Raw genomic sequence first — 3232 nt, forward strand, 5'->3', positions numbered from 1 at the left:
GGCACCGGAAGCACCGGGCAGCTGGCGGGCACCAGCAACGTGCTGTATGCCATGAGGCTGGGCCTGACGCCGCTGGGTACCATGGCGCACGAATACCTGCAGGCCTGCCAGGCGCTGGGACCCAGGCTGCGCGACAGCCAGGTGTTTGGTTTTGAGTCGTGGGCCAAGGAGTACCGGGGCGACCTGGGCATTGCGCTGTCGGACGTGTACGGCATGAGCGCCTTCCTGCGTGATTTTGACCTGTACTTTTGCAAGCTGTTTGACGGCGCCCGCCATGACAGCGGCGATCCGTTCCAGTGGGGTGAGCGCATGCTGGCGCATTACGCCAAAAACCGCGTTGATCCCAAAACCAAGACGCTGATCTTCAGCGATGCGCTCACGATTCCCCGCACCATTGCGCTGTACCAGCAATTCAAGGCGCGGTGCCACCTGGCCTTTGGCATAGGCACCAACCTGACCAATGACCTGGGCTATGAGCCGCTGCAGATCGTGATCAAGATGGTGCGCTGCAACGGCCAGCCGGTCGCCAAGCTCTCTGACACGCCGTCCAAGAACATGTGCGATGACGAGAAATACATGGCCTACCTGCGCCAGGTGTTTGACGTCCCTTCATCCACGGGTTTGCCCGTTCGATAATGCCGGGCAGCGCCAGCCGCCGGCGGCGCGCAGCATACTGGAGACAAAAAATAATGAAATCATTGCGTTGGGCCACCATATTGGCGCTGTTGTCACTGAGTCCCGGCCTGGTATGGGCGGCTGAACTGCAGGGAAGCGAACTCTCGGTGTTGTGGGGCGTTCCGTTTGCGGGCTTGCTGCTGTCGATTGCCCTGCTGCCCCTGCTGGCGCCATTCTTTTGGCACCACCATTTTGGCAAGGTCACTGCCGCCTGGTCGCTGGCCTTCCTGCTGCCTTTTGCCGTGCTGTACGGGCCAGGCCTTGCCGGCGTCAGCTTCATGCATGCGCTGCTGGCCGAATACATTCCGTTCATTTTGCTGCTCACCGCGCTCTTTACCGTGGCCGGCGGCATTCACATTCGCGGCAACCTGCACGGCAGCCCGGGGCTCAATACCGCCATCTTGGGCCTTGGCGCCGTGCTGGCCAGCTTCATGGGCACCACCGGCGCATCCATGCTGCTGATCCGCCCGCTGATCCGGGCCAACGACAACCGGGCGCACAAGGCCCATGTGGTGGTGTTCTTTATCTTCATCGTGTCCAACGCCGGCGGCTCGCTGACGCCGCTGGGCGATCCGCCGCTGTTCCTCGGGTTCCTCAAGGGCGTGGATTTTTTCTGGACCGTGCGCCAGATCTTTGGGGAGACGCTGTTTCTGGTGGGCTCCTTGCTGGCTATTTTTTATGCGCTGGACCTGTGGTTCTACCGCCAGCGCAAAGAAGTCGCGCCGCTGGACCCGACACCCGACACCGGGCGCATCGGGTTTGACGGCGCCGCCAACTTCTGGCTGCTGGGCGCCATTGCCGGGCTGGTGCTGCTCAGCGGCTTCTGGAAATCGGCCGTGGTGTTCAACATCGCCGGCACCGACGTCGGCCTGCCGGGCCTGGTGCGCGATGCCGGGCTGGTGGCCATCACCTTGCTGTCACTGAAAATCACGTCGGCCAAGGTGCATGCCGACAACCAGTTCTCGTGGGGGCCGATGGCCGAGGTGGCCAAGTTGTTTGCGGGTATTTTCCTCACCATCATTCCGGTCATTGCCATGCTCAAGGCCGGCACCAGCGGCCCGTTTGGCGCGGTCGTGTCGGCCGTGACCCGGCCCGACGGCTCGCCCGATCCGGCCATGTATTTCTGGGCCACCGGCGCGCTCAGCTCCTTTCTTGACAACGCGCCCACCTACCTGGTGTTTTTCAACACCGCTGGCGGCGACCCGCAGGCGATGATGACCACCTTTGCGTCCACGCTGGCGGCCATTTCAGCCGGCGCCGTGTTCATGGGCGCCAACACCTACATCGGCAATGCGCCCAACCTGATGGTCAAGGCCATTGCCGAAGACCGCAACGTGAAAATGCCAAGCTTTTTTGGCTACATGCTGTGGTCGGGCGGGGTGTTGATCCCGCTCTTCATCATCATGACCTTCATCTGGTTCAAATAAAGAAAGCCAACTTCTCCATGAGCAAGCCCAAAATCCTGATCGCCCGCGCTGTTTTCCCCGAAGTGGTGGCGCGCCTTGAACAATATTTCGAGGTCGAGTCCAACCAGGCCGACGAGACCTGGTCCAAGGCTGAGCTGGCGGCGCGGCTGCGTGACAAGGCCGGCGCCTTCACCACCGGCGGTGACCGCATTGATACCGAGGTGCTCGCCGCCTGCTCCCAACTCAAGATTTGCGCCAACATGGCCGTGGGCTACAACAATTTTGACCTTGACGCCATGACGGCCGCCGGCGTGCTAGCCACCAATGCGCCCGATGTGCTGACCGAAACCACGGCTGATTTTGGCTTTGCCCTGATGATGGCAACCGCCCGCCGCATCACCGAGAGCGAGCATTATTTGCGTGCCGGCCAGTGGACCAAGTGGAGTTACGACATGTTTGCGGGCTCCGACATCCATGGCGCCACGCTCGGGATTCTGGGCATGGGCCGCATCGGCCAGGGCATTGCCAAACGCGGCGCGCTGGGCTTTGGCATGAAGGTGATCTACCACAACCGTTCCCGCCTGGACGCGGCCCTGGAGGCCGAATGCCAGGCCAGCTATGTCAGCAAGGAAGAACTGCTCAAGACCGCTGACCACCTGGTGCTGGTGCTGCCGTATTCGCCAGCGTCCCACCACGCGATCGGTGCGGCCGAACTGGCGCTGATGAAGCCGACCGCCACGCTGGTCAACATTGCGCGCGGCGGAATCGTGGACGACGCTGCGCTGGCCGCGGCGCTGAAGGACAAGCGCATTGCAGCCGCCGGGCTGGACGTGTTTGAAGGCGAACCGCTGGTGCACCCGGACTTGCTGGACGTGCCGAATGTGGTGCTGACGCCGCATATCGCCAGCGCCACGATTCCGACGCGCCTGGCCATGGCCAACCTGGCCGCCGACAACCTGATTGCCTTTTTTACAGGAAAAAAGCCTTTAACCCCGCTGAATCCTGCGGTGTTGGCTATCAAATAAAGAGTGACACAAGCCATGGAATTCTGGCTGACGGCGGCTTTGCTGCTGGCCAATCTGCTGCTGCTGGTCTGGCTGCTGGTCTGGCTGCTGGTGCGCAAGCCGGCACAAGTTGCGGGCGAAAGCCAG

Annotated in this window: 3 protein-coding genes; all 3 read left to right on the top strand. The window is 62.1% G+C overall.

Translation table 11 applies throughout. The features are described 5' to 3' along the window. The coding region (pncB, locus tag IV091_RS14890; protein WP_293470040.1) for a nicotinate phosphoribosyltransferase at positions 1 to 636 on the top strand (636 nt) is incomplete at its 5' end. A 53-nt stretch (positions 637 to 689) separates the two neighbouring features. Continuing rightward, the gene (locus IV091_RS14895) at positions 690 to 2102 is read left to right on the top strand and encodes a sodium:proton antiporter (RefSeq protein WP_293470041.1); all 1413 of its coding nucleotides are present in this window, start codon (positions 690 to 692) and stop codon (positions 2100 to 2102) included. A 17-nt stretch (positions 2103 to 2119) separates the two neighbouring features. Further along, positions 2120 to 3106, top strand: a complete 987-nt coding sequence (locus IV091_RS14900) for a D-glycerate dehydrogenase (protein ID WP_293470042.1) — start codon at positions 2120 to 2122, stop codon at positions 3104 to 3106. The last annotated feature ends 126 nt before the right edge of the window (positions 3107 to 3232 follow it).

The sequence above is a fragment of the Polaromonas sp. genome (genome assembly GCF_018780625.1).
Classification (GTDB): Bacteria; Pseudomonadota; Gammaproteobacteria; order Burkholderiales; family Burkholderiaceae_C; genus Polaromonas.

Coding starts and splice junctions, on each gene's coding strand:
- IV091_RS14895 (WP_293470041.1), top strand. CDS start 690: ATGAAATCATTGCGTTGGGCCACCATATTGGCGCTGTTGTCACTGAGT.
- IV091_RS14900 (WP_293470042.1), top strand. CDS start 2,120: ATGAGCAAGCCCAAAATCCTGATCGCCCGCGCTGTTTTCCCCGAAGTG.